The following is a 21,116-nucleotide window of genomic DNA, read 5'->3' on the forward strand; positions in this document are numbered from 1 at the left end:
GCATTTACCGCAGAGGAGCCGCTCATGAGTGAGGCAGCAGGGGTACCACAAACAGGCGAACGCATCGCGTTGCTAAAGGTGTTGGGGCCGATTCACGTGTGGGCGCTCGGCGTCGGCATCGTGCTGGTCGGCGAGTTCATGGGATGGAACTTTTCGGTCGCCAAAGGCGGCGCGTATGGATCGCTGATCGCGTGCTGGATCATCGGGCTGCTCTATACGTGCGTCGCCATGATCGACTCGGAAGTGACGTCGACCGTCGCCGCCGCCGGCGGGCAGTACACGCAGGCCAAGCACATCATCGGGCCGCTGATGGCGTTCAACGTCGGGCTCTATCTCGTGATGGCCTACACCATGCTCGAAGCCGCCGATGCGCTCGTGGTCGGCGACCTGGTCAAGGCTGTGGCCGTCGATTCGGGCTTTGCGAACTTCGATTCGCGTCCGTTTACGCTTCTCACGATCGCCTTTCTCGCCTGCCTCAACTATCGTGGCGTGTTCGTGACGCTCACGGTCAACTTCGTGATCACGGCAGTTGCCTTCATCGCGATCGTCGTGCTGTTCCTCGGTGTCGCGCCGTGGCATCCGGGGCAGACGCTCATCCATCACGAACTGCTAACCCAGTTGCCGTACGGATGGCTGGGCGTTGTCGCCGCCTTGCAGTTCGGGATGTGGTATTACCTCGGTATCGAAGGCACCTGTCAGGCGGCGGAGGAAGTTCGCTCGGCAGGCCGCTCCATCCCGCTTGGAACGATGTCCGGAATGATCACGCTGCTGATCGCGGCCGCTCTGACCTGGTATGTCGCCACCGGCCTCATGCCATGGGAGTATCTGGGCCAGGCGGTCACTCCGCTCTACGACGCAGCACGGCTGACCGGCAACAAGGGGTTGCAGGCACTGCTCTTCGTCGGCACGCTGTTCTCGGCCGTCGCGTCAGCCAATGGTTGCATCAACGATGCGTCGCGTGCATGGTTCTCGATGTCTCGTGACCGGTATATGCCGATGTGGTTCGGCGCCGTTCACCCGCGCTATCGGACGCCTTACCGCGCCATCATCTTTCTGGTGCCCATTGCCATTTCGTTCGCGTTCACGGGTCTGCTCGACCAGGTGATCACGTTCTCGATTCTCTCTGGCTTGCTCGGCTATACGTTCATGTCGATCAATATCGTCAAGTTCCGCCGTATGTGGCCCCTTGGGAGTATCAATCGCGGCTACATTCATCCCTTCCATCCGATCCCCGCGATCGTGCTGGCAGTGCTGTGCACCGCGACCTACTTCGCGACTTACCTGGGCTATGGCACTTCGCTTCTGTCAATCATGGCTTTCTATATCACGGCGTCGATCTGGTTCGCGCTCCATCGCTACAAGTACGTCAAGCGCGGCGACCAGTTCACGATGGACTGGCCGCGTCCGAGAGACTATTGACGCGACGCTTGCCGCGCACAGCGCGGCTCCGACATGGAGCGCCTTGACATGCATTCGACGGGAATCGCACTAGCCGTTCTCTTTCTCATCGCGCTTGGCCTGATGTATCGGCGCGACTGCAAGGCGCTGCGAGCGGAGCGAGGCAAGCTGTTCGACGCGTGCCTCGCCCTGTTCGACCATCATCGTCTGACACAGGACGCTGCCGCCTGGCCTGTGCTTGTCGGGGGCTATGACGGCTACGAAGTGCACATTGCACCGCTGGTCGACGATGTCACCTTTCGCAAGGTGCCGTCGCTATGGCTTCTCGTTACGGTGAAACGGGAACTGCCTATGAGGGGTGCCGTCGATCTGCTCGCCCGTGCGCAGAACACCGAGTTCTATTCGCCCGCGGACAGCTTGCCGGTGCGGGTCGTCACGCCGCAAGAATGGCCTGGCCAGACGACGATCAAAGCCGACAGACCCGCTGCGGAACTTCCGCTTTCCGTTTTGGATCCTCACGTGAGGCGGTTTTTTGGTGATCCTCGCGCAAAGGAGATGCTCGTCACGCGACATGGCGTGAGGATGGTCTATCAGGCGCAAGGCGCCGACCGCGGTGAATATCTCGTGCTACGACGCGCCGTGTTCCGCCAGGCGACGCTGCCGGCGACGCTCGTCGAATCGCTGCTGGATCAGGCCGTGCAGGTATGCGCGGACGTAATCAGAGGAGGTGTTCATGGACAGGCTTGAGGCCACGCGCACACGGAGACCCGTGCATCCTTATCTCGTACTGGTGGCGGCAGTGCTTCTGCCCGGAGCCGGGCAAGTGATCAACGGGATGCCGACGCGCGCGTTAGTGATGATATTTTTCATGCTGTCGCTCGGGTTCGTGACCGTGCAGCTCGCAGCACCTGGGCGTTCTTTTGTTGGACAGCACGCCGGCGGAATTTTTGTCTATGCTATTGCAGTGATGGATGCCTATTTCATGGCCAGGTATCGGTGGGAGATGTTTCGGACTCGCTTCGCCGGTTGAAGGGAGTTCGCGAAATCGCGTCGCGTCGCCGGTGCCGTCGCTCGAACCTGTGATCGATCCGCCGGGCAAGCGGGAATGTGAACGGTCCCTGAATGCAACGCCTAGCCGGCTTCACCGGCCGCATCACCGACTTCCCAGCCTGAAGCGGACAGTACATGATCAAGTACCTTCTTGACGTCGGACTCGCCATTGCCAATCGAACTGCAGCCGACACGCGTCGGGAGCTTGAACTCGTGCCCTTCCACTTTGACGGGAGCCTCGATCAATCGACGCAGATTGTCCTGTAGTTCGTCCAGCGCCGCGTCCATGTTCGCCGCCACGCGTTGCGCAAGGTGTTGCGCTTCGCTGCACCAGGCAAGCGCGTCTGCGCCGAAGTCGACCAGCAGCACCGCGAATACATGCGAGTCGAGCAAAGCTGCGCAGTTCAGTTGCCCCTGTACGACCTCGAGCCGTCTGCCGATCGCAATCAGCACGCGATCGGCGTAGTCCTGGCCGAAGCGCGTCGCCACGCGTTCAAGTTCTCCAACGTTGATCGCGAAGATCGCGCACGGCAGTGAGGTTCGCGATGACAGAGCCACGGAAAACTCCACGCGGTCGACGAATATCGACGCACTCGACAGCCCCGTGGAGTTCTCGAACGTCAAGCGCCGACGGGCGTCTTCTTCGACCATCTGCCTGCGCGCCACTTCCACGATGAACCCCTCCAGCCCCATCAGTTCGTCACGAGCGGAATAGACGCCGCATCCCTGATCCCATACCCATTTGGTTTGTCCGGAGCGGTCCACGATCCGGTAAGTCAATTCGTAAGGCTTTCGGGCCACGATTCGCGTTTGCACTTCGTTCCACACGAATTCGCGATCATCCGGGTGAATCAGCGAGCGGAAGGTCATCCGGCTTTCGTCAATCAGTTCGAACGCCTCATATCCTGTGAGATCGAAGCACCCTTCGCTGACGAATGCCATCGACCGCTCGCGGTTGTTCTGACCGCGATAGATCATCGCCCGCAAGTTGGACAGCAGCGTGCGCAGGCTGCGCCGGCTTGCGCGCAGTGCTTCTTCGTTGCGCCTTCGATTCGAGATGTCGGTCGCGAGGCCGACGGCGCCGACCAGAATACCTTCGTGGTCGGTCACGGCATGGCCGCGCAACTCGACCTGCGCCGTCGTGTTGTCGGCACGAATGAGCCGCGCTTCCATCACCAGTTCGCTCAAATGGCCATCGAGCAGTGACTTCAACCGCGCATTCAGCGTTTCCGCGTCTTCTGGATGGAAAAACGCCGAGAACGGCTTCGGCTCCGGGTCACTGCCGACAGCACGCACAAGGCTACGCCACGCAGGATTCGAAAAGATCAGACGTAACTCGCGATCGACACGGAACAGCGCTTGAGGCAATTGCAGGACGGCATCCTGGCAGTGGTGCAGGATCTGCAACTCGCTGCGCTGCGCATCCGCACTCGTGTACGGAGCGGGAAACTGCAGCAGCGTCATGCGCGAACCTCGCGCGCGCAGCGCAGTGACGGGATGCAAGCGGAAACTGCCGTCGCCGTATGCAATCCTCAACGAGCCCGAGGTGCGCTCTTCACCATCGCGTGACTGCGTGAGCAATGCCGTCAGATCAAGGAGCGACTGCGGATGCACGAGGTTGCTGAACGGCATCCCAACAATTTCGTCAGCGTAGGGTTCCCAGCGTGCATGCTTGAGGAATGCGCTGTTGACGAACACGAGTGCATCGTTGTCGAGCAGCACGGCGGGCGTCGAAAGATTGGCGGCGAATGCGCTCAGTTCCGGCGACTCGACGACGCGCACTACCCGAGGCGCCGTGCGGCGCGCGCCATAAGACATGGCAAGCAGAAACACCGCGAGGCATCCCGCCAGCCCAATCGCGACATACAATAGATCATTAACGCCGGGACTGTATCCGAGTCTGGGAATCACCAGCGCAGCAACCGCACCCAGCAATACCGTGGCGAACAGATAAACCGACATGACGTTCTCGCTTCGAAAAGCAGGATCATCGCTCGTGAGCGGGTTCCCTGCGCGTCACTACTTCCCTCGCCCATGAGAACCGACCAGTCCGCGCCCGTTTACCGCTACCCGCTCTACGCGAGAGTTTGCTCACTGCTCGCCTGCATCGTTGCCCTGATTGCACTGCTCTATGTGAGCGCGTTCATGCAGGCAAGGGGAACCGAAGGGTTCCGGCAGACGCTGTTCTCTCTCGACGAAGCCGGGAGATTGCGAATCAGCGCGGAGAAACTGCAAACAGCTTCGCCAGAAAGGGCTCATGCGCTGCGAGATCTGGCCGACCTGCTTGTCCGCAACGATACGCTACTGAGCGACTGGAGGCAACGCGGCGCGCCGACCGCGGAACTTGCCGCCGCCCTCCTTGCCGCCACGAGACCAGCGCCCGACATTGCAAGTGAGCCGGATGCAAAGGTTCCCGCACTGAACGCGCTGCGATCGCAGGTCGCCAACCAGCTACAAGTGCACATGGCCGTTCTCGGACTGCTGCAGGCCTGCACCGTCGCCCTTCTGATTCTCGGCGTCGTCTCGCTTGCGAGAGGCGCGCGCCGCGCGTTCGTCACGCGGCCCGACGCCGCATTGCAGGCGCTCGCGGAAACCGGCCAGGCGTTACCGCATGGACACGATGAAATCGACCGGCTTCTCAAGCTCCAGACCCAACTCGCCGTTCGATTGCGCACCGAGCAAAACGAATCGGCGCAACTCAAGCGGATCGTCGAGGACTACATTGCATTCGCAGACCAGTCGCTCGAACTGCTTCACCACATCTGCGCGCAGCTTGCCGAAGAAGAACCCTCGCGCCGCACGCTCGAGGCCCTGCTGCAACGTCTCGTCGGCGTGGTCCGGGCAAGGCGCATCGCGCTGGTCGTGACGGAATCGACGGCCCAACTGCTCGATATCGACCTCGTCGTATCGCCGGATGGCAACGTGCCGTCCATCGTCAGGGCACGCGTCACGAACGAACTGATGACGCTCGTCGGCACCTACACGTTTTCGCCGCTCAACGGCGAGATGCCGCCACCCGTGCTGGCCGCCCCGGTACGCGTGCCGCTCGCCAGCTACGGCGTGCTGATCGCGGAAGGGGAGCCGGACACGCGCTTCGAGCAGCGCCACCTATACCTGATGGAGACCATCGCGAGCGTGCTCGCACACGCGATCTCCAACGTCAGCCGCGATGTGCGCGACCGGCGGATGGCGCTCTTCGAAGAACGCAATGCGATTGCGCGCGAGCTGCACGACTCGCTCGCACAATCGCTGTCCTACATGAAGATCCAGCTTGCCCGCCTCCAGGCCGTGCTGCCTCCCGAACTCTCGCAGAGCGATGTCGCCGAAATTGCGCGGGCGATTCGCGAAGGCATCGACAGCGCCTACCGGCAACTACGCGAGCTGCTCACGACGTTCCGCTCGCCAATGCATGCACATGGACTCGCCTCTACGCTCGAAGAACTTGCCGAAGAATTCGGATCGCGCAGCGAAGTACAAATCTCGATTGACAATCGCGCGCCGCGTATGCGCCTCACAGTCAACGAGGAAATGCACGTCGCGCAGATCGTGCGCGAAGCGTTGACCAACGTGATCCGTCATGCGCGCGCCACGACTGCTCAGGTACAACTCATGTCGGACGGCGACACGATGACGGTTTCAATCGAGGACGATGGCCGCGGCATCGACCGCCCGCAGGGCGACGAACATCACTATGGCCTCACGATCATGCGTGAACGAGCCCGCAGCCTCGGCGGCCGCCTCGAAGTGAGGCCGGCCGAACGCGGCTCACGCGTCGTATTGAGCTTCGTCCCCGCGGCGCTGGCCGCGCACAAGGCGCGCGCAATCAGCGGGACAAGCGTTCGTTGACCGGCCCACACTATAACTTTCGCCAAACTTACGAACACGGCCGCCGCCTTCGTCTCGCACGTGCCCGATCGGCAGGCCAGCACGATTCACGGGCGGTAGCCCATGCGCAGTGATAGTTACCGCACTTTACGTTGCTTACGCGCAATCGTGGTATTCGCAACTACCCGAGAACATTTGCGGCTAACCGCGCCGGCATTGACTCTCAGACTCTGTCGCCGTCACGATTCGAGTAGCACGATCTACCCACAAAGAGGTAATGCCACTGGGTGATTGCGCGATGAAATTGAACGACAAAGACTTGCGATCATCGACCTTGGGGTAGTCAAAACGTCTGATAGACATCTTTGACGTTGCAGAAGAACTGCGCGGACGCTTCTGACACTATGGAAAACCCGCAATGGGCCCGCGTTCCGGCACAAGGTTATTTTTTCAACCGCAGCAAGTTGTTAAACTGTTTCGGCATCGATTCCGGCAATAACAACAATAACCACCGCTCGCACGTTCACGAGATCGCACTGCTTTACACGGAGCAGTTTACGCGTCCAGACCGATGAACCTGATTGTTCTGGTCAATGAACCCAGGAAGAGCAGATGGTCACTCACACAGTACTTCTTATCGACGACCACCCGTTGTTTCGCAAGGGCGTCGCGCAGCTGATCAAGATGAACCCCGCGTTTGAGGTCGCTGGCGAAGCGATCTCCGGGGAGGACGGGATCGAACTGGCTGTCCGCCTCAAGCCGGATGTGATCCTGATCGACCTCAACATGCCGCGCATGAACGGCATCGAGACGCTGGAAGGAATGCGCGAAGCAGGCGTTGACGCGCGCTTCATCATGCTGACGGTGTCGGACAACGAGCGCGATGTGGTCGCCGCGTTACGCGCGGGCGCGCACGGATATCTGCTAAAGGATATGGACCCCGAGGACCTGTGCGTATCGCTTCAAAAGGCGCTCAAGGGCACGGCCGTTCTGAGCGAATCCGTGACGGGCACCCTGGTTCAGGCGCTCTCGGGCGGCCAATGCATTCCCACGGCGCAGAACGAGCTAACTGCGCGCGAGCTCGAGGTGTTCGACTATCTGGTTGCGGGTCTGTGCAACAAGGCCATCGCACGCAAACTCGATATCAGCGTGGGTACGGTGAAAGTGCATGTCAAGCATGTACTGCGTAAGCTCGATCTTCATTCGCGTCTTCAAGCCGTTCTCTGGCAGCGCGAACACGGCACGCGCTCTCATCACTAACGGGGCCGCACGCACGCCCCGCTCTCCTCTCCTGTTTCATCCGTGAGGCGCGCCACGCTCCCGGCGGCGTCCTGTGGCACTCGTGGGCTATCGCGTCGTCCCTCTGGTTTACCTTTACTCACCAGTAGGTAACCCAACCAGGCTCATTGCCACATCAAATCCCAATGCTAATAATTGGCTCAGTGTGGCGCACATGCCCGCTTGCACATGCGCCTGAGTTTTCCCGGAGATGTCCACTATGTCGTCATGCCAGTCGCTCTCACGAAACGGTAACCGGGTCGAAGGCATCATGCGTGAGCGCGTCGGCGGATTCGCCCCGAGTGAGCCCGTGGTCCGCTCGTGGACTCGCTGCATCGAAGAGTATGGTCTCGATCCCGATGTGTGCACGCCGCCGCCGTTGATCACGAGCGCAGAACTCGCGCTGCGCCGCGAGCAAAACGCCGATCTGGTCGATTGCGCGAAGCTCGAAATGGCCACGCTCTACCAGCAACTCGGCGATCCCGAACTTGCTGTAATCATGACGGACGCCGAAGGCGTCATCCTGCATCTTGCTTCGTCGCCCGAATTTGCAAGCGAAGTCGAAGACTGGGGACTTTGCGCCGGCGCCGTGTGGAACGAGCGGGAAGCGGGCACCAACGGCATGGGCACCTGTCTCGCCGAACGTGAATCCATCGCCGTGCGCCAGCACGAGCACTTCTACAAGCGCTATACCACGCTCACATGCGCGGCTGCACCTGTATTCGACGAACGCGGATCGATTGCAGGCGTGCTCGACGTCACGAGCCGCTCGCCTCTGTTGCAGCAGCATTCGCTCGTTCTTGTCGGCATGTCCCGGCAGATGATCGAGAACCGCCTGCTCGATGCACGGCATACGCACGCCTATCGTATCCAGTTTCACAGTCGCCCTGAGTTCGTCGGCACGCTGCATGCGGGCAGGCTCACTGTCGATGAAGACGGCACGATACTCGGTGCGAATCGCAGCGCATTGATGCAACTGGGCTTTGTGAAGCTCGAAGATATCGCGGGCAAATCGGTCACCGAAATCTTCAATGCTTCGCTCAACGAGATCGTTACGCGTAGTGCAAGCAGTTCGTTTTATCCCGTCGCCATCTACTGCACCCATGCGTCGAGCCGCTTTTTCGTGGTCGCTCAGGAGCCGCGCGACCTGGCGGCGGCCGAAGCTATCGCGCCGCAGCCACTTGCGGCCGCCCGCCGCCCGGCACGGGCAGCCCGGCCGACGGCCGCGTCATGTCCGGGCGCTGCACGCGTCGAATTCGGCGATGCGCAGATTGCCAGTCAGTTCGAGCTCGGCGCACGCGTGATTGATCGCGGCGTCGCCGTGCTGGTTCATGGCGAAACGGGCAGCGGCAAGGAAGTGTTCGCCAATGCGCTGCATGCGGCAAGCAAAGGCAGGAATGGTCCCTTCGTCGCCGTCAATTGTGCTTCGTTGCCCGAACACCTGATCGAGAGCGAACTGTTCGGCTATCGCGCGGGGGCCTTTACGGGCGCACAACGCGAAGGACGGCGCGGCAAGATTCTGCAAGCCGATGGTGGCACGCTGTTTCTCGATGAGATCGGCGACATGCCGCTTGGGTTGCAAGCGCGTTTGTTGCGCGTGCTCGAAGAGCGCGAAGTCACGCCCCTCGGTTCCGAAGCCGTCGTCAAGGTCGACTTTCAGCTCGTGAGCGCAAGCCACCGGGATCTCGAAGAACTGGTCGAAAGCGGCCAGTTCCGCGAAGACCTGTATTACCGGCTCAACGGCGTGATGCTGGAGCTTCCCCCGCTGCGCGAGCGCGAGGACAAGCTTGCGCTGATCGGCCATCTGCTGGAGAGAGAACAGAACCCTGCTCCACGGATTTCAGCAGACGTGCGGCAGATTCTGCTCGACAGCGACTGGCCCGGGAATATCCGCCAGCTACGCAACGTGCTGCGCACAGCAGCTGCATTGTGTGACGGCGATGCACTGACCACGGCCCATCTGCCCGCGTGGCTCGTTCAGCGGGAGAAGAATCTGCATCGGCTGCAACCTGCCAGCCCGGCACCGGCGCTGCCCGAAAGCGATGACTCCGACGAAGCAGACGCCGAAGCGGCCAGCGCCGCACCGCTCAATGCGATCCTGCAGGCAGAGCGCGAAGCCCTGCTCGCGCTGCTCGGCAAGCACCGCTGGAACGTGAGTCAGGTCGCGCTTGCGCTTGGCATCACGCGCAACACGCTCTATCGGAAAATGAGGCGCGTCCACATCAATACATGACGCGCCTCGGCGAAGTCAGTTCAACTGGCTTGCCTGCATCTCCTGCGGTGCGATGCCGCGATCGATACGCGTTGCACGATGCCACGTGCGCGGGCCGCCGATCAACTCCGTCAACTCGCCGATGCTGTCTATCACGCGCATGCATGGCAGTTCGAACACGGGATGATCGCTGCTGTATCCATAGCTGACGCACACCATAGGCATCCCGGCTGCCTGCGCCGCGAGCGCATCCGTCACCGAATCGCCGACAAAAAGCGTATGCGCCGGGTCGACACCCAATGCTTCGCAAGCGTGCAGCAGTGGATCAGGATCGGGCTTGCGCGGCAAGCGTGTGTCTCCATCGACGACCATGTCGAACCATGCATGCAAACCGAAGCGCCACATCAGCGGATCGACGAAGCGTGACTCCTTGTTGGTGACCACTCCGAGCTTGAGCCCCATGCCCCGCAAACCGTCGAGCGTCGCTTCGGTGCCGGGATAAAGCTCCGTCAACTGGTTTTCATCGCGGCAGATCTGGTGGTAGCACAACTCGTAGCGACGCAGGACGAGGTCGAGAGTCGCGGGACGCGATTCGACACCCAGCAGCGTCAGCGCGCGATCGATGAGAATCTCGGAACCGCCGCCTATCAGCGTCTGCGCGACGCCCGGCGCGAGCAAAGGAAAGCCATTCTCGGCCAGCGCCCGGTTGAGCGCGTTGCCGATATCCGGCGACGTATGCAACAGCGTGCCGTCGAGATCGAACAGCACGGCATCGATTGGCATCTTGCGCGGCATGACTTGCATGTCTGTGTCTCCTGTTGACGGTTGTGATGCTCCCGTAGACGGGTCAGGCCGCCCGCCTCTGGCGGTCGATCATCTGCAGGATCATGGGTGTGAAGATCAGTTGCATTGCGAGCCCCATCTTGCCGCCCGGCACGACGATGACGTTCGGCCGGCTCATGAACGAGTCGTGCAGCATCGTGAGCAGATAGGGAAAGTCGATGCCCTTCGGGTTCGTAAAGCGGATCACGACAAAGCTCTCGTCGGCGCTCGGAATGTCGCGGGCGGTAAACGGATTCGACGTATCCACGGTCGGCACGCGCTGAAAGTTGACATGCGTACGGCTGAACTGCGGACAGATATGGTGGGCATAGTCCGGCATCCGGCGCAGGATCGTGTCCATCACGGCCTCCTGCGAATAGCCGCGCAGCGTCTTGTCCCGATGCAGTTTCTGAATCCATTCGAGATTGATGATGGGCACGACGCCCACCAGCAGGTCCGCGTGTTGCGCCACATCGATGCCGCGTCCGACGAAACCGCCATGCAGGCCCTCGTAGAAGAGCAGATCGGTGGGCGGCTCGATGTCCGTCCAGGGCGAGAACATGCCGGCCTCGAGACCGTACTGCGCGGCTTGCGCTTCGTCGTGCAGATATTGACGCACCCTTCCTCGCCCCGTCGCGGCATACTCGCTGAACAGCGCCGCGAGATCCTCCAGCAGGTTCGCGTCTGGGCCGAAGTGGCTGAACTGACGGCGGCTTTCCTCTGCCGCCTTCATCGCGGCGCGCATCGCCGTGCGGTCGAATCGATGAAACGCATCGCCTTCGACAACTTGCGCATTGAGCTTTTCGCGCCGGAAGATGTGCTGGAAGCTGTTCATCACGGTCGTCGTCCCTGCCCCGCTCGAACCTGTCACCGCGACAATCGGATGTTTGATCGACATGCTGTCACTCCCATCTACACGCGGGCTTCCGGACGAAACAATGAGCGCTCGTTGAAGAGGGGTGAAGTGAACGGCGTATCCTCGCCTCGCTCGTGTTCCCGGTGGTAGCGCTCGATGCGCTCGACTTCGCTCTGCGCGCCGAGAAAAACCGGCGTGCACGCGTGCGTATCGGCCGCGACATCGAGGATTCGCTCGCGCCCGGTGCTAGCCCTTCCCCCTGCCTGTTCGACGAGCCACGCCAGCGACTGCGCCTGATACAGCGGAGGCTGACGCCCGGCGCGCGGCGCCCGGCGGGTCTCGCGCGGGAAGAGACACAAGCCGCCGCGCAGCAGCGTGCGATGCGTATCGGCAACCAGTGACGCACTCCAGCGCGTGTCGAAGTCGCGCTGGCGGATGCCCGCGCTGCCGTCCTGGCATTCACGCACGTATCGCTGCACGGGCGGCTCCCAGAAACGTACATTGCCGCCGCTGATAGCCAGTTCGGTGCTCTGTTCGGGAATGCGAATAGCAGGGTGCGTCAGCAGGAATTCGCCGCGTTCGCGGCACAGGGTGAATCCGTGCGTGCCGTGGCCGACGGTGACCACGAGGATAGTCGCCGGTCCATACAGCGCGTAGCCAGCGGCAAGCTGATTCGTGCCAGTGATCACGCAACAGCCATCAGCGCTCGCTGCACCCGCATGCCGTATCGAGAAAACCGTTCCGAGCGCCACGTTCGTTTCAGCATTCGCCGCGCTGTCGAGGGCATCGGCGAACAGGACGTAACGGCCCGTCGAGGCCACGCGGACAGACTCCATGCCACGCGTGACCATGCCCGCGATATCCGCGCTGCGCTCGCATGCCCCGATCAGCGCGTCATGCGCAGCGGCGCCGAACGCCGCGTGAATCGATGACGCGTGCGCCGGGTCGACAGTCTGCGGCCCGCTGATCGCGCCCTGCGCGATGCGCATCTCAATCGTCTTCACTGCCTGTGCGATCTCGTCGATCACGACGCAAAGTCCGGCAGCGGCGGCCGCGTCCACGACGTTGGGCGCTTGCGCGCGACGCGCCATCAGATGTGCGGCGAGGTAACTCGAAAGTGTCGGGCGGACAGGGCTCATGGCGGCGGCGTAGCGCTCGCCCGTGATGCCGGCGGAGTATCCCTGTTCGCATGGTTCGATTCGTGCATTCATCGTGACCTCAATCGTCCGTTGCGTGCGATGACCACTGGCAAACACAGTAAGCCAGCCGTCCCTCAAGAAAAATTCAGATATTTTTATTTGCGCTTTAAGCGACGCTTATCAATCGCCGTATGGAGTGCCGACCATGCTTAACCTGCTTCGCAACCTCACCCTGCGTCAGTTGCAGATCTTCTCCGCGGCCTCACAGTACGAGAGCTTCGCTCGCGCCGCAGAAGCGTTGCACCTGACGCAGCCCGCCGTCTCCATGCAGATCAAGCAGCTCGAAGAAGCACTCGGGCTGACTCTCTTCGAACGCATCGGGAGGCGGATTACGCTCACCGAGGCTGGCGCGACGCTGTCACATCACGCGAAACGGATTCTTGGCGACATCAAGGACGCCGAAGATGCGATGCGTTCGCTATCGTCGGCCGATGGCGGGACCGTCTCCATTGGTCTGGTCAGCGCAGCCCGATACTTCGTCCCTCGCCAGATATCGCGGTACTCGGAGCGTCATCCGAAGGTCGATATCCGCTTTTCGATTGGCAAACGCGACTTGCTGCTGCGCCAGTTGCAGGACAATGCGATCGATCTCGCCGTGATGGGGCGTACGCCCGTCGAGCTCGACGCGCATTGCGAGCCGCTTGCGTACAACCCGCATGTGATCGCCGCGAGCACGACGCATCCGTTCGTCGATGCAGCATGCTTCGACTTGCACGAATTGCGCCATGACACGTTTCTGTTACGTGAGCCAGGCTCCGACACTGCAGCCGTCGCGAGCGAAATGTTCCAGCATCATCTTTTCACACCGGCTCGCACCCTCGCGCTCGACAGCAACGAAACCGTCAAGCAGGCGGTGATGGCAGGCATGGGCGTGAGCCTGTTGCCGCTGCACACGCTCCGGCTCGAACTGCTGGCACACGAGGTGTCGCTCCTGCACGTGAACGGCACGCCCATCGATCGCGTGTGGCACGTGGTGCACATGAACGCAAAGCAGATGTCGCCAACCTGCGCGGCTTTCCGGCGTTTTCTGATCGAGAAGACGGGTGCCTGGCTCGAAGGTCTGTTCGCGGACCTCACACCGCCCGCCCATGCTGCGAATCCGTTCGTGCAGACATGAAGCAAAATGCTACCGATTTCCGCACAAGGCTCTGCTCCACACTGCCGTCGCGACGGACCGCCTCGCGTGCGGAGATACGCCCTGTGGGCACATCGGCGCATTGGCATCGGTTCACGGCCACCGTGCAGTCCGTTCGATTACCACGCCGACCGCCCTGACATTCGCGAACTTGTCGGGTTTGGCAAGCGAAACGCGAACCCAGTGAGCGCCGAAGTCGGCGAGCAGCATCTGCGCGATCGACTCCGCCAACGCCTCCAGCAATTGCATCTTATGCATCGCCAGCAGCCGCTCCAGCGCGGCGTGCACCTTGCTGTAGTCGATGGTGTCGCCGATACGATCCGTGTCGCATGCGTGACTGTGCGGCACGCCCGCCCACAGGTCGATCCGCACCGGCTGCAGCGTGGTCAGTTCGTCCGGGTCGATGCCGATGACCGTATTGCCCTGAAAGCCTTCGATAAAGATCAGGTCCATCTCGGACGAAGCGAGATGCGGCCGCTCGATCACATTCCTGTCGATCACGTTCATCTGGGTTCCTTATAACCGGTGCGTCGCGCTCTTCAATGCAAAAAGCGGCCCAGGCACAAATGTCGCAAGCGATCGATGCAAACGTTCTTGAGCGTGCCGACGTGTATCGCGCAGACGGCAGGTAGCCGGACAGGCGACTGATCGAGAGGCGTCGCATTGTGTATCGTTAGCTGAACAACCTGGCTACATGCGTCTTTTGCGCGAGACCGGCTGCGTGCGCTAGAGAGTTCAACGAGGAGGCCTTATGATCCGTATGCTCGTTAGCGTGCGCAACCTCGACGAGGCACGCGACGCCGCCAGCGCGGGCGCCGATCTGATCGATCTGGAAGAGCCGGGCGACGGCGCGCTCGGCGCCGTCTCAGCGCGCCGAATGGCGCGCATCGCCCAGTCCCTGCGAGCGGAGTACCCGCATCTGCCCATCAGCGTCACTATCCGTGACCTGCGGCCCGGGGACAACGCGTCGCTGGAACTTCGTGCGTCGAGGACGCGACGTTGCGGCGTCGACTATGTGAAGGCAGGCGTCCCGGCCGACAGCGCTTCATTCGACATCGCATGTCGAACCCTCTCTCATATGCGTGGCCTTCACTGGAACATGATGCCGGTTCTGCTGGTGGACAACGGCCTCGACCTGCGGGTGGTCGAATACGCGTCCGAACTGCGTTTTGCGGGCGTCATGGTCGATACGGCAAGCAAGAAACGCGGGAATCTTTTTCAATGCGTGCCGCTTACCGTGCTCGACAGCATGGTGCAGATCGCGCGCGCGCACGATGTGATGGCGGGACTTGCAGGCGCGTTGCTCAGCAAGCACGTACCATTGATTCGCGCACTCGGCCCTCACATCGCCGGTTTTCGAACGGCGCTGTGCGACCGGTCGCGCACCGGCCAACTCGATCCTGCACGCGTACGCGATCTGCGCGCGCAACTGTCGGGCTCTACACGTACGGCGAACGCCGCGGCAAACGATATCGGCATCGACGCATCTGCTCAGTCCGCTGTCGCATGAAGCAACCGGTCGCGCACGCGCGACCCGTCGCTCCGGTTCACAAGGTCGACGGGATACGACGCGTCGCACGTGAACCCCGCGAATGAGCCGTCGACGATTCCGAGTGCCGCATACTCCTCGATCGAACGCGCCGGCTCGACCTCACACGACTTCACGACGACCAGACGTTCCGCGTTCAGCCGGTTCGCGAGCCATGCAGCCAGGCTGTCGGAGGTCACGTCCCAACGGGTCAGCCGGTTGGCTTCCTGGAACAGCAGATCGAGCGGCACCCACACGGCAACGCGCCCCGCATGCAACGCGGCGCGAATTTGCGCGTCCGTCCCGGCAATCACCAGTTGACGGCACATGCCCTGCATCATCAGCGCATATTGCGCCATCGCCAGCACTGTCATGTTATGCGCGGCGACATCATCGAAACGCCAGATGTCCTGATGCTCGCGGGCCTGTTCCGCGAACCGGCCGCCGCCCGGCACGATCACGACCCGGCCGCGGCCGAAATCGCTCAGATCCGCGAGCCATTCTTCGAGTAGCGGATCGCGGCTCAGACTTCCGCCAATCTTTACCACCCACATAGGCGCTCCGTGTGACGAGATTGCTGAGATTCAAGAGGTCGCATCGGCCGCGCAACGTTCGTCTGCCCGCAGAAGTCAGGCAGTTACGGCAGGCGCGCAGACCTGCGTCCAGCGGGCAACCGTCTTGTCGGCTCGTTGCGCTTTGGATCAGGCATATTCATGTTCCATGCCATGAATTGCCGCGCTGCGTGCGTGCAACGGCACCCATGCCGATCCCGGCTATCGCGATCACACGACGCGTGACAATCTGCATCGCACACGACGCAAAACACATCGAATGCGGGCGATACGCGAGAAGGCGGTGCGCTTGCGATGCTGTCTCGCGCGCACATGCGCCGCGGCGGCTGCGCGGCGACGCATCGGTTCAAGGCAAAGGAGAAATCCTGCAGACCGGCTAGGCTTCCATCGACACCCGCTCACCCGCTTCGTGTGCGCCGTTCACGAGGCTCTCCCTGAACGTGGACGCGGCAGCGGAAAGCTGCTTGCTCTCGCGATGCACCAGATACAGATACCGGACGATCGGAAAGTGCTCGACGTCCAGCACCTTGAGCCGCAGCGTTTCGAGTTCGGCCATGATCGTCGCGAGGGGAACGACTGACAGACCCATGCCCGCCTGCACGGCCCATTTGACGGCCTCGTTGCTGCTCACTTCCATGCCCGGACGAAAACTGATGCGGTGTTCGGCAAAGAAGCGCTCCATCGCGCGTCGCGTGCCGGAACCGGACTCGCGCACGAGGAATGTTTCGCGCTCGAGCATATCCAGCGCGACGCGGCGCTCGCGCACGAGCGCATGATCGGGCGGCGCGATCATCACGAGCGGATTCTTCGCCACACGCACGGCGGCGAGACCTTGTCCTTCGGGCGGAAGCCCCATGATCGCGAGATCGGTTTCGTTGCTCGCCAGTTCGTTCAGCACGCACTCCCGGTTTCCGACCGACAGGCTCACCTTTACGCCCGGAAACGCCCGCGTGAACTTTGCGATCAACTGCAACGCAAGCGGATTGACCGTCCCGCTCACCAGCGACACCTTCAACTTGCCCTGCTTCATGTCGCGCAACCGGTCGAGCGACTCTTCGAGAAACGACAACTGCTGCTCGAGCAGCCGCGTATGGCTATAAAGCTCCTTGCCCGCCGCAGTGAGGAAGAGGCGCCGCCCAACCTGCTCGAACAGCGGCATGCCGATGCCCGTTTCGAGCTGCTTCAGTTGCGACGAAACGCCGGGCTGCGTCAGGTGAAGCTCTTCCGCCGCGCGCGAAAAGCTCAGGTGGCGTGCGCTCGCTTCGAACACGCGTAGCTGACGCAATGTCAGGTGCAGCATCTCGCTCTCTATCCTCCCGGACACATGGTGAAGACGGCTTGTTTTCACGTCTCAACTGTACCAGCCGGGGCTACGCCCGCAATGCCCATGAGGGGGTACTCCGCGAGGCGTCGCGCCCGGCTGGCAAGGCTCACGCGCGAGGTTATGGGTCGGATAAGTAACCCGAATGAGTGTTTTCGGCGGCACGCCGCTACCATCGTTTCAACAGGAACGCGAAGGAGACGAACAGTGCGTTCGGCCTGCCTGTTCTACTAACGAGAGGTTCACTCATGTTCAGCTACAAAAACACGCTCGCCGTCACCGACCCGGAATTGCGGCAGGCCATCGCGGCGGAAACGCAGCGCCAGCAGGATCACATCGAACTGATCGCATCCGAGAACTACACGTCGCCCGCCGTGCTGGAAGCGCAGGGATCGCAGCTGACGAACAAATACGCGGAGGGCTATCCGGGCCGCCGGTACTACGGCGGATGCGAACACGTCGACGTGGTCGAGCAGCTCGCTATCGATCGCGCGAAGCAGCTGTTCAACGCCGACTATGCGAACGTGCAGCCCCATTCGGGATCGCAGGCCAATCAGGCCGTATATCTGTCCGCGCTGAAACCGGGCGACACCATTCTCGGCATGTCGCTCGCGCATGGCGGACACCTCACGCATGGCGCGGCCGTCAACGTGAGCGGCAAGCTGTTCAACGCCGTGTCGTACGGTCTGAATCCGGATACGGAAGAAATCGACTACGACCAGGTGCAGAAACTCGCGCAAACGCATCGGCCCCGTATGATCGTCGCGGGCGCTTCCGCGTATTCGCTCGTGATCGACTGGCGGCGCTTTCGCGAAATCGCCGATAGCGTGGGCGCGACCTTGCTCGTCGATATGGCGCACTATGCGGGTCTCGTCGCGGCGGGACTTTACCCGAGCCCGGTCGGCATCGCCGACTACGTGACCACCACCACGCACAAGACGCTGCGCGGTCCGCGCGGCGGCATGATTCTCGCCGGCGCGCAAGCCGCCAAGGCGATCGATTCGACGATCTTCCCCGGCATCCAGGGCGGCCCGCTGATGCATGTCATCGCGGGCAAGGCCGCCGCGTTGCGCGAAGCGATGACCGACGAGTTCCGTCAATATCAGCAACAGGTGCTTGCCAACGCGCGAACCATCGCGCAGACGCTGCAGCAACGCGGCTTGCGCATCGTGTCGGGCCGCACCGATTCACACGTGTTCCTCGTCGACCTGCGCGCGAAGAACGTGACGGGCAAGGAGGCGGAAGCCGCACTTGGCCGTGCGTTCATCACGGTCAACAAGAATGCGATTCCGAACGATCCGCAAAAGCCGTTCGTCACGAGCGGCGTGCGCATCGGCTCGCCAGCCATCACGACGCGGGGCTTGCGCGAAGCCGAGGCGCAACAGCTTGCGCATCTGATCGCCGATGTGCTCGACGTGCCCGGCAACGATCTCGTGATCCGCCGCACAGCCGACGCCGTGCTTGCGCTCACCGCGAAGTTCCCCGTCTATCGCGACGCGCCCGGCGCGCTGCGCCAAGACTCGCCTGCGTCACGGGACGACAAGACTGCGGCCGCCGGCCATACGGCGCACTGAACACCCGGAACGACTTCTCAAGGCCATCACTCAAGGAGACAAATCATGTCGAATACTTCAGGCACGCGCATCGCAGGACGCAATATCCTCGCCGTCCCCGGCCCGACGAATATTCCCGACGCCGTGCAACGCGCGATGGTGGTGTCGATGGAAGACCACCGCTCGACGAAATTCCCTGAACTCGCGCATGGCCTGCTCTCCGACCTGAAGAAGATCTACCGGACGGCCGAGGGCCAGCCGTTTATTTTCCCGTCATCGGGTACGGGCGCATGGGAGGCGGCGCTCACGAACACGCTGTCGCCCGGTGACCGCGTGCTGGTGCCGCGCTTCGGCCAGTTCAGCCATCTGTGGGCCGACATGGCGCAGCGCCTCGGCTTCGATGTCGAGATTCTCGATGTCGATTGGGGCGAAGGCGTGCCCGTCGAACGGGTCGCCGAGATCCTGAAAGCAGACGGCCAGCACACGATCAAGGGCATTCTGGCCTGCCACAACGAAACGGCAACGGGCGTGACGAGCGATATCGGCGCGCTGCGCCGCGCGATGGATGAGGCGGGTCACCCCGCCTTGCTGTTCGTCGATGGCGTAAGCTCGATTGGCTGCATCGACTTCCGCATGGACGAATGGGGCGTCGATCTCGCCGTGACGGGCTCGCAAAAAGGCTTGATGCTGCCTGCGGGCCTCGGCATCCTGTGCGTGAGCCAGAAAGCGCTGAAGACCATCGCGCACGCGAAATCGCGCCGCTGCTACTTCGATCTCGCCGACATGGTGCGCGCCAACGCAACGGGCTATTTCCCCTACACGCCTGCCCTTTCGCTCATGTATGGGCTGCGCGCCGCGCTCGATCTGCTGTTCCAGGAAGGACTCGAAAACGTCTTCGCGCGGCATCACTATCTCGCCTCGGGCGTGCGCGCCGCCGTCACGGAAGGCTGGGGACTGCAGGTGTGCGCGAAGGCGCCGAAGTGGCACTCCGATACGGTCTCGGCGATCGTGGTGCCGGAAGGTTTCAACGCCGCCCAGGTGATCGACACGGCGTATCGCCGCTATAACCTCGCGCTCGGCGCGGGACTCTCGAAGGTCGCGGGCAAGGTGTTCCGCATCGGGCACCTCGGCGACCTGAACGAACTGATGCTGATGAGCGCGATTGCAGGCGCGGAAATGGCGATGCTCGATGCCGGAATCGACGTTCGCCCCGGCAGCGGCGCAGGTGCAGCGGGACAGTATTGGCGCACGCATGCGCCGTGCGCGCAAGCGGCGACTCAACCGGCAGCCGGGACCGCCGTGCGCCGGGTCGCCGCTGCCTGATTGCACTGTCCCGATGCAGGCGTTTCGGGTCGCGATCTTCCCGCTCACACCACGGCACTCACGACATCATGCAACACGACATCGTCTTTCTTGACCGTTCCACGCTGAACGCCGACGTGCGGCGCCCCGCGTTCGAGCACCACTGGGTCCAGTACGCATCGACCTCCGCACACGAGGTCGAGCGGCGGCTCGAAGGCGCCACCATCGCGATCACCAACAAGGTGCCGCTGAGGGCCAATGTGCTCGACAAGCACCCGTCGATCAGGATGATCGCGGTGGCTGCAACGGGCTACGACTGTGTCGATACGGCGTACTGCCGCGAGCGCGGGATCGCCGTGGCGAACATCCGCGGCTATGCGACGGACACGGTGCCCGAACACACGTTCGCGCTGATCCTTGCGTTGCGGCGCAATCTGCTCGCTTACCGCAGCGACGTTCGGCGCGGACGCTGGCAACAGACGAAGCAGTTCTGCTTCTTCGATCACCCGATCCGCGATCTGCATGGCTCGACGCTCGGCATCATCGGCGGCGGCGCGCTCGGCCAGGGCACGGCGCGGATCGCGCGCGGCTTCGGCATGCGTGTGATCTTCGCCGCCCACGACTCGAAGCGCGCACGCACGCCGGGTCTCGACTACGTGCCGCTCGACACGCTGCTGCGCACGTCCGATGTGATCTCGCTGCACACGCCGCTCACGCCCGCTACGCGAAACCTGATCGGACTCGACGAGTTGCGCATCATGAAGCGCGACTGCCTGCTGATCAACACGGCGCGCGGCGGGCTCGTGTGCGAAGCCTCGCTTGCCACGGCGCTCAAGGAAGGGCTGATCGCGGGCGCGGGCTTCGACGTGCTGAGCCAGGAGCCGCCCGTCGCGGGCAATCCGCTGCTCGAACTCGATCTGCCCAACTTCATCCTGACCCCTCACGTTGCGTGGGCCTCCGACGACGCCATGCAGTCGCTGGCCGACCAGCTGATCGAGAACATCGAGGCCTTCGCGCGTGGCGAGCCGCGCAACCTCGTGACCTGACGGCCACGGAACCATCGAA

Annotated in this window: 18 protein-coding genes; 11 read left to right on the plus strand and 7 right to left on the minus strand. The window is 62.4% G+C overall.

What is annotated here, in order from left to right:
• Positions 1–24 precede the first annotated feature (24 nt).
• The 3 genes from BN2476_RS32220 to BN2476_RS32230 are packed head-to-tail and all read left to right on the plus strand — an operon-like array spanning position 25 to position 2,428.
• Complete coding sequence (locus BN2476_RS32220; protein ID WP_087738241.1) at positions 25–1,419, plus strand: APC family permease; 1,395 nt, start codon at positions 25–27, stop codon at positions 1,417–1,419.
• Positions 1,420–1,467: 48 nt separating this feature from the next.
• The gene (locus tag BN2476_RS32225) at positions 1,468–2,145 is read left to right on the plus strand and encodes a hypothetical protein (RefSeq protein WP_235851054.1); all 678 of its coding nucleotides are present in this window, start codon (positions 1,468–1,470) and stop codon (positions 2,143–2,145) included.
• Positions 2,132–2,428, plus strand: a complete 297-nt coding sequence (locus tag BN2476_RS32230) for a hypothetical protein (protein WP_087738243.1) — start codon at positions 2,132–2,134, stop codon at positions 2,426–2,428. The genes BN2476_RS32225 and BN2476_RS32230 overlap by 14 nt, the downstream gene beginning before the upstream one ends.
• A gap of 101 nt (positions 2,429–2,529) precedes the next feature.
• Here the strand turns inward: BN2476_RS32230 and BN2476_RS32235 are convergent, their stop codons facing one another.
• Entirely contained in the window at positions 2,530–4,410 is a 1,881-nt protein-coding gene (locus BN2476_RS32235; RefSeq protein ID WP_087738244.1) for a sensor domain-containing diguanylate cyclase, read from the minus strand.
• A gap of 72 nt (positions 4,411–4,482) precedes the next feature.
• On the opposite strand from BN2476_RS32235, the gene BN2476_RS32240 reads away from it, so the two are divergent.
• From BN2476_RS32240 to BN2476_RS32250, 3 genes are all read left to right on the plus strand, one after another.
• Positions 4,483–6,294 (plus strand): histidine kinase, encoded by a 1,812-nt coding sequence (locus BN2476_RS32240; protein WP_087738245.1) that lies wholly within the window; start codon positions 4,483–4,485, stop codon positions 6,292–6,294.
• Between the two features lie 591 nt (positions 6,295–6,885).
• The gene (gene narL / locus BN2476_RS32245; RefSeq protein ID WP_087738246.1) at positions 6,886–7,533 is read left to right on the plus strand and encodes a two-component system response regulator NarL; all 648 of its coding nucleotides are present in this window, start codon (positions 6,886–6,888) and stop codon (positions 7,531–7,533) included.
• A gap of 238 nt (positions 7,534–7,771) precedes the next feature.
• The gene (locus BN2476_RS32250; RefSeq protein ID WP_087738247.1) at positions 7,772–9,784 is read left to right on the plus strand and encodes a sigma-54-dependent Fis family transcriptional regulator; all 2,013 of its coding nucleotides are present in this window, start codon (positions 7,772–7,774) and stop codon (positions 9,782–9,784) included.
• A gap of 15 nt (positions 9,785–9,799) precedes the next feature.
• Here the strand turns inward: BN2476_RS32250 and gph are convergent, their stop codons facing one another.
• Genes gph through BN2476_RS32265 form a run of 3 tightly spaced genes read right to left on the minus strand, consistent with a single transcriptional unit; the run spans position 9,800 to position 12,652 of the window.
• A complete protein-coding gene (gene gph, locus BN2476_RS32255; RefSeq protein ID WP_087738248.1) occupies positions 9,800–10,567 on the minus strand; it encodes a phosphoglycolate phosphatase in 768 nt (255 codons plus the stop codon).
• A 43-nt stretch (positions 10,568–10,610) separates the two neighbouring features.
• Positions 10,611–11,483, minus strand: coding sequence for a phosphoribulokinase (locus BN2476_RS32260; RefSeq protein WP_087738249.1), 873 nt, complete (start codon positions 11,481–11,483; stop codon positions 10,611–10,613).
• Positions 11,484–11,497: 14 nt separating this feature from the next.
• On the minus strand, positions 11,498–12,652 hold the full coding sequence (locus tag BN2476_RS32265; RefSeq protein ID WP_235851056.1) for a class 1 fructose-bisphosphatase: 1,155 nt from the start codon (positions 12,650–12,652) through the stop codon (positions 11,498–11,500).
• A 133-nt stretch (positions 12,653–12,785) separates the two neighbouring features.
• On the opposite strand from BN2476_RS32265, the gene BN2476_RS32270 reads away from it, so the two are divergent.
• Positions 12,786–13,757, plus strand: a complete 972-nt coding sequence (locus tag BN2476_RS32270; RefSeq protein ID WP_087738250.1) for a LysR substrate-binding domain-containing protein — start codon at positions 12,786–12,788, stop codon at positions 13,755–13,757.
• 111 nt (positions 13,758–13,868) lie between these two features.
• Here BN2476_RS32270 and BN2476_RS32275 read toward each other — a convergent pair whose 3' ends face one another.
• Entirely contained in the window at positions 13,869–14,282 is a 414-nt protein-coding gene (locus tag BN2476_RS32275; RefSeq protein ID WP_087738251.1) for a dihydroneopterin aldolase, read from the minus strand.
• Positions 14,283–14,526: 244 nt separating this feature from the next.
• Between BN2476_RS32275 and BN2476_RS32280 the strand changes: the two genes are divergently transcribed.
• Complete coding sequence (locus tag BN2476_RS32280) at positions 14,527–15,285, plus strand: (5-formylfuran-3-yl)methyl phosphate synthase (RefSeq protein WP_087738252.1); 759 nt, start codon at positions 14,527–14,529, stop codon at positions 15,283–15,285.
• On the opposite strand, the gene BN2476_RS32285 is transcribed toward BN2476_RS32280, so the two are convergent.
• Positions 15,267–15,857: an amino acid kinase family protein gene (locus tag BN2476_RS32285; protein ID WP_087738253.1), complete on the minus strand. Its 591-nt coding sequence runs from the start codon at positions 15,855–15,857 to the stop codon at positions 15,267–15,269. The genes BN2476_RS32280 and BN2476_RS32285 overlap by 19 nt on opposite strands.
• Positions 15,858–16,251: 394 nt before the next feature.
• Positions 16,252–17,175 carry a LysR family transcriptional regulator gene (locus tag BN2476_RS32290; RefSeq protein ID WP_087738254.1) on the minus strand — a complete coding sequence of 308 codons (924 nt, stop codon included), beginning with the start codon at positions 17,173–17,175 and terminating at the stop codon, positions 16,252–16,254.
• A 269-nt stretch (positions 17,176–17,444) separates the two neighbouring features.
• On the opposite strand from BN2476_RS32290, the gene glyA reads away from it, so the two are divergent.
• From glyA to BN2476_RS32305, 3 genes are all read left to right on the plus strand, one after another.
• On the plus strand, positions 17,445–18,770 hold the full coding sequence (glyA, locus tag BN2476_RS32295) for a serine hydroxymethyltransferase (RefSeq protein WP_087738255.1): 1,326 nt from the start codon (positions 17,445–17,447) through the stop codon (positions 18,768–18,770).
• A 45-nt stretch (positions 18,771–18,815) separates the two neighbouring features.
• Positions 18,816–20,072 (plus strand): aminotransferase class V-fold PLP-dependent enzyme, encoded by a 1,257-nt coding sequence (locus BN2476_RS32300; protein WP_087738256.1) that lies wholly within the window; start codon positions 18,816–18,818, stop codon positions 20,070–20,072.
• A gap of 68 nt (positions 20,073–20,140) precedes the next feature.
• On the plus strand, positions 20,141–21,097 hold the full coding sequence (locus BN2476_RS32305) for a D-2-hydroxyacid dehydrogenase (RefSeq protein WP_087738257.1): 957 nt from the start codon (positions 20,141–20,143) through the stop codon (positions 21,095–21,097).
• Positions 21,098–21,116: the final 19 nt, after the last annotated feature.

Source organism: Paraburkholderia piptadeniae, from assembly GCF_900007165.1.
GTDB classification, from domain to species: Bacteria; Pseudomonadota; Gammaproteobacteria; order Burkholderiales; family Burkholderiaceae; genus Paraburkholderia; species Paraburkholderia piptadeniae.

Bases quoted from the DNA above. Each gene is read 5' to 3' on its own strand.
- narL (WP_087738246.1), top strand. From the start codon at position 6,886: ATGGTCACTCACACAGTACTTCTTATCGACGACCACCCGTTGTTTCGC.
- BN2476_RS32290 (WP_087738254.1), bottom strand. From the start codon at position 17,175: ATGCTGCACCTGACATTGCGTCAGCTACGCGTGTTCGAAGCGAGCGCA.
- BN2476_RS32305 (WP_087738257.1), top strand. From the start codon at position 20,141: ATGCAACACGACATCGTCTTTCTTGACCGTTCCACGCTGAACGCCGAC.
- BN2476_RS32270 (WP_087738250.1), top strand. From the start codon at position 12,786: ATGCTTAACCTGCTTCGCAACCTCACCCTGCGTCAGTTGCAGATCTTC.
- glyA (WP_087738255.1), top strand. From the start codon at position 17,445: ATGTTCAGCTACAAAAACACGCTCGCCGTCACCGACCCGGAATTGCGG.
- BN2476_RS32280 (WP_087738252.1), top strand. From the start codon at position 14,527: ATGATCCGTATGCTCGTTAGCGTGCGCAACCTCGACGAGGCACGCGAC.
- BN2476_RS32260 (WP_087738249.1), bottom strand. From the start codon at position 11,483: ATGTCGATCAAACATCCGATTGTCGCGGTGACAGGTTCGAGCGGGGCA.
- BN2476_RS32230 (WP_087738243.1), top strand. From the start codon at position 2,132: ATGGACAGGCTTGAGGCCACGCGCACACGGAGACCCGTGCATCCTTAT.
- BN2476_RS32220 (WP_087738241.1), top strand. From the start codon at position 25: ATGAGTGAGGCAGCAGGGGTACCACAAACAGGCGAACGCATCGCGTTG.
- BN2476_RS32285 (WP_087738253.1), bottom strand. From the start codon at position 15,857: ATGTGGGTGGTAAAGATTGGCGGAAGTCTGAGCCGCGATCCGCTACTC.
- BN2476_RS32250 (WP_087738247.1), top strand. From the start codon at position 7,772: ATGTCGTCATGCCAGTCGCTCTCACGAAACGGTAACCGGGTCGAAGGC.
- BN2476_RS32275 (WP_087738251.1), bottom strand. From the start codon at position 14,282: ATGAACGTGATCGACAGGAATGTGATCGAGCGGCCGCATCTCGCTTCG.
- BN2476_RS32240 (WP_087738245.1), top strand. From the start codon at position 4,483: ATGAGAACCGACCAGTCCGCGCCCGTTTACCGCTACCCGCTCTACGCG.
- BN2476_RS32225 (WP_235851054.1), top strand. From the start codon at position 1,468: ATGCATTCGACGGGAATCGCACTAGCCGTTCTCTTTCTCATCGCGCTT.
- gph (WP_087738248.1), bottom strand. From the start codon at position 10,567: ATGCAAGTCATGCCGCGCAAGATGCCAATCGATGCCGTGCTGTTCGAT.
- BN2476_RS32300 (WP_087738256.1), top strand. From the start codon at position 18,816: ATGTCGAATACTTCAGGCACGCGCATCGCAGGACGCAATATCCTCGCC.
- BN2476_RS32235 (WP_087738244.1), bottom strand. From the start codon at position 4,410: ATGTCGGTTTATCTGTTCGCCACGGTATTGCTGGGTGCGGTTGCTGCG.
- BN2476_RS32265 (WP_235851056.1), bottom strand. From the start codon at position 12,652: ATGAATGCACGAATCGAACCATGCGAACAGGGATACTCCGCCGGCATC.